The 4,305-nt window shown below is 41.5% G+C and carries 2 protein-coding genes and 1 pseudogene; 1 reads left to right on the top strand and 2 read right to left on the bottom strand.

Translation table 11 applies throughout. The annotated features are described in order from the left end of the window. Positions 1 to 178: 178 nt before the first annotated feature. Positions 179 to 3,472, bottom strand: coding sequence for an EAL domain-containing protein (locus FTT73_RS15745; protein ID WP_159138995.1), 3,294 nt, complete (start codon positions 3,470 to 3,472; stop codon positions 179 to 181). A 92-nt stretch (positions 3,473 to 3,564) separates the two neighbouring features. Next, positions 3,565 to 3,918: a methyl-accepting chemotaxis protein gene (locus FTT73_RS15740; protein ID WP_218944869.1), complete on the bottom strand. Its 354-nt coding sequence runs from the start codon at positions 3,916 to 3,918 to the stop codon at positions 3,565 to 3,567. Between FTT73_RS15740 and FTT73_RS15735 the strand changes: the two are divergent. Continuing rightward, positions 3,902 to 4,177, top strand: a pseudogene (locus FTT73_RS15735) (transposase); the annotation flags it as partial. The gene FTT73_RS15740 and the pseudogene FTT73_RS15735 overlap by 17 nt on opposite strands. Positions 4,178 to 4,305 lie beyond the last annotated feature (128 nt).

The raw sequence follows: 4,305 nt of genomic DNA, 5'->3' as shown, positions 1-4,305 counted from the left end.
CGCGACTCATGAGTGCTCGGTTATATGCGGGCCAATTGGTTGTGCGGTAGATTTTGTGTGTAGGCTTCTTCATTTGAAAATTATATCGCTGAAAAAGCCTTTACAGATAGGTTTGTGCAACAAAGCCCCCATAAACTACTAAATTAAAACCCGCTTAATGTACCTTACTAATTATCTTTTAAAAATGCAGCTCTTCTATCCGACACGGTTTTCCGTATAAATAGCCTTGATAGGTGTGACACCCCATACTCTGCAATAACGCGCGCTGGGCTTCTGTTTCAACACCCTCAGCTATGACTTGCAGTTCCATTGAGTTGGCTAATGTTATAACTGCCTGAGCGATGGCCCTATCATTACTGCTATTGATAATATCTCGAACAAACCCTTGGTCAATTTTCAACTGATTTATAGGCAATTGTTTTAAGTAGGATAAGGATGAATAGCCTGTACCAAAATCATCGATTGAAAAAGTCACGCCGTGCTGCTGCAACTCTTTCATCTTAGCTTTAACATCAGGAATGTTATTTGCGAGCAACGTTTCCGTAATTTCCAGCTTTAGCAACTGTGGATTTGCACCTGAGGTTTTCAATGGATTTAAAACAGTCTGAACAAAATTATCTTTGCTAAATTGAACTACGCTTATGTTAACCGCAATGCTTAGGTGTTGTTTTTCGGATTCTAAAGACCATTTTGCCAGAGTGGCGCAAGCTTCCTCTAGCACCCACTCGCCAATCGGTACAATAAGACCTGTTTCCTCCGCTAATGGGATAAATTGCAGTGGCGACACCATGCCTTTTTCTGGGTGTATCCAGCGTAACAATACCTCAACACCAATACACTGCTTCAGGTGATTGACCTGTTTTTGATAGAAAAGTACAAATTGCTGGCTTTGTATTGCAGAGTATAAGTCGCTAATAATTGCTGCTCTTGAGCTTACTGCAACTTGCATTTGCGGGTCAAAAAACTGCACACCATTTCGGCCAGCATATTTAGCCTTGTACATAGCCATATCAGCTTGCTTTAACAAATCTTCTTTTGACAGATTTTCACTGTTAAAAAGTGTTACACCAATGCTTGCCGAACTATTGTAAGTTAGACCGTCAAGATTATATTCCCTTGTTAAATTACTCACGATTTTTTGTGCAAGTCTCTCAGCCTGGTTCGCTGCTAATGTTGGTTCATGACTTAAATCTGATGCCATAATAACAAACTCATCGCCGCCTAAACGCGCTACGGTATCACCTTGTCTCACTGAGTTGACAAGACGCTCAGCGACCTGACACAACAGCAAATCACCTTTATTATGACCAGCACTATCATTAAGGTTTTTAAAGTTATCTAAATCAAGAAAAAATAATGCTGAGAAGTTCCTTGTACGAACGCTATGATTTATAGCTCCCGTCAATCTGTCCAACAACAGACGTCGATTAGGTAGCAATGTTAATGGGTCATAAAATGCTAACTGGTGAATTTCATTTTCACGTTGTTTACGCTCAGTGATATCCCTGACAACACCGATAAAGTTAACTTCACCAGCCATTTGAACTTCAACTACACCAAGCTCGATTGGAAACATAGAACCATCTTTGCGCAAGGCCTCAAGCTCACGAATACGCCCAGTAATGTCACTGACACCACGTTCTATATAATTTGATAAGTAGCTATCGTGATGCTCTCGATGAGGTGACCCCATCAACATGCTAATATTTTTGCCAAGCGTTTCATCTTCCGTATAGCCGAAGATTTCCTGTGCGGCTTGGTTAAATGTCAGAATTTTACCACGACCATCAATAGTAATAATGCCATCAAGCAACCCTTCAACAACAGCTTCCATCTGCCTTGACTTATCACTAAGCGCTTTTTCTGCAATTATTTGGTCATTGATATCAAAGTGTGTACCCAATAACCATAGAGCTTTGCCATCATATGTCCTTGAAGAAATACGCCCTCTGGTGTTTATCCATTTCCATTCACCATTTTTGTGTTTCATACGAAGATTGGCTTCATATATGGGTATTAGGCCTGACATGTGCTTTTCAAGAATAGTTGCACAATAAGCCAGGTCATCAGGATGCGTTAGCCTTTCCCACGTGTATCTGTTTCCCGGTAATAACTCAGAAAGTGTGTAACCCAGTAATGCGGCCCATTCATCATTGATAATCAACTCGCCTGTTTGAATATTAAAATGCCATGTGCCTATATTGTTAGCGTCTATTACGGCCTTAAGTAAATTCTGACTGTTCCTTATGAGCTCTTCATCCTGTTTCTCTTTTGTAATATCTGTTTCAATTGCAATATAGCCGCTCAAACTACCACTTTCACTAAACAGCGGGTTACAAGCTATTCTCACCCAGTAGGAATTTTGCGCTTTTGAATAATTTACAACATCAACATTAAAGCCGTTCTGTTGAGCAAGCGCATCTCTCATTATTGCAACAGTGGCAGGATCAGTGTCGGGCCTTTGTAATAACTCCCCAGGCTTTTTACCCTGCATTTCTTCAATGCTATATCCTGTAAGAAAGGAGAAGGCTTCATTAATCCATATAATTCGACCTTTGACATCAGTTATTACCACACCATTGGTTGTCTGCCTTGCAACTTCAGAAAGGCGTCTTATTTCTGACTGCGCTTCAACTTGTGCAGAGGTATTACGAATGACCACTAATACTTCATTATCATCAATCTTTTTGTATCGGGCTTCGAACGATTGATTTGACTTTTCAAACGTGTAGTTATGATGAATCACATCGTTGTTACAAAAGGCTTGCTTGAGGCACTCTACGAGTTGATGACCTAGCTCATTGGGTAGTATCTCATGAACGGTACGCCCCAAAATCGCTTGTTGAGGTTTAAGTAAGTCAGGATGCTCTTTGCAAACCAAAAAACGAAAGTTTCGGTCAATAACAAATACCATATCAGGCAGTGTTGCCAGTATTGAGGTTGTTTTTGCCATGCCTTTTAAAAACTGCTCTTGAAGTCGAGCTTGATCTTCTTTGGCAATTTCATACTCAACCATGTCTGCAAATTCGCGCAGTTCTTGCTGCTCTTTTGCTGAAAAGTCTCTGGCCACGGAGTCAATGAGACATAGAGTGCCGATGGGTTGCCCACTTGTCTCTCGCAGCGGTGCACCCGCATAAAAACGAATATGCGGCGCGTGGGTTACTAAAGGATTTGACGAAAAGCGCTCATCTTTTGTTGCATCTGAAACAATTAAAATATCCTCATGCAATATCGCATGGCCACAAAATGAGATATCACGGCCTGTTTCACAAGCGTCAAGACCCACTTTAGATTTAAACCATTGCCGGTCACTATCCACCAAAGAGATAAGGCATATTGGCACTTTAAATACAGACGCTGCTAATCTTGTAATGCGGTCAAAGCGCTTCTCTGCTGGCGTATCCAGCAAATTAGTTCGCTGTAATGCAAGTAAACCAGCAGCTTCATCAACAGGGAATTCAGGTGCGTTCAAAACGTTACTCCAATAATTTGCTGCTTAATCGATTATTATCAATTGTACTGCAAGAATACACTGTTAAATGTTTTAGGCTTTCACTTGAAAGATTACCGCTTAAACCGTACTACCAGTTTATGAAGCTCATCAGCAATCTTGTTCAAATAAATAATCGTCTCTGAAAGCTGCATCGAGCTGTCATTACTTAAATCGGCAAGCGTTGAAATATTTACTATTTGCAGGTTAATGTCTTCAGTAACATGGGCTTGCTCTTCCACTGCTGCAGCCATTTGGGTCGACATAGAAGCGATTTGACCTATGGATTCTGAAATACCGCTTAACATTTTGCCGCTTTCAATAACATTAGAGAGTCCCTCTTCGGCATCAATAGCGCCTGCATCAGCGATTTTTACTGCATCACCTGCTCGATGAGTTAACTCGGTGACGATTGAGGTGGGCTGCATGGCACATGCACGTCGTAAATTTCATGAACTGCATGTGACCGGGAAAAGTCAGATCGCTGAACAGGCATTAGTGCTGATTCAGAAACTGTATGCCATAGAAGCAGAACTCAGGAAAAAGACCGATGGTACAGCAGAACATCGCCGCGAATATCGGCAAAAGCATAGTCAACCGGTGATGCAACAACTGTATGAATGGCTCAGCCAACATTATCTGACGGTGCCATCGAGTTCTCCAACTGCCAAGGCGATCAATTACAGCCGGCTTTGTTGCACAAACCTATCTGTAAAGGCTTTTTCAGCGATATAATTTTCAAATGAAGAAGCCTACACACAAAATCTACCGCACAACCAATTGGCCCGCATATAACCGAGCACTCATGAGTCGCG

It is taken from the genome of Acinetobacter sp. YH01006 (genome assembly GCF_013420445.1).
GTDB classification, from domain to species: domain Bacteria; phylum Pseudomonadota; class Gammaproteobacteria; order Pseudomonadales; family Moraxellaceae; genus Acinetobacter; species Acinetobacter pseudolwoffii.
This window is presented reverse-complemented; position numbering and strand designations above follow the sequence as displayed.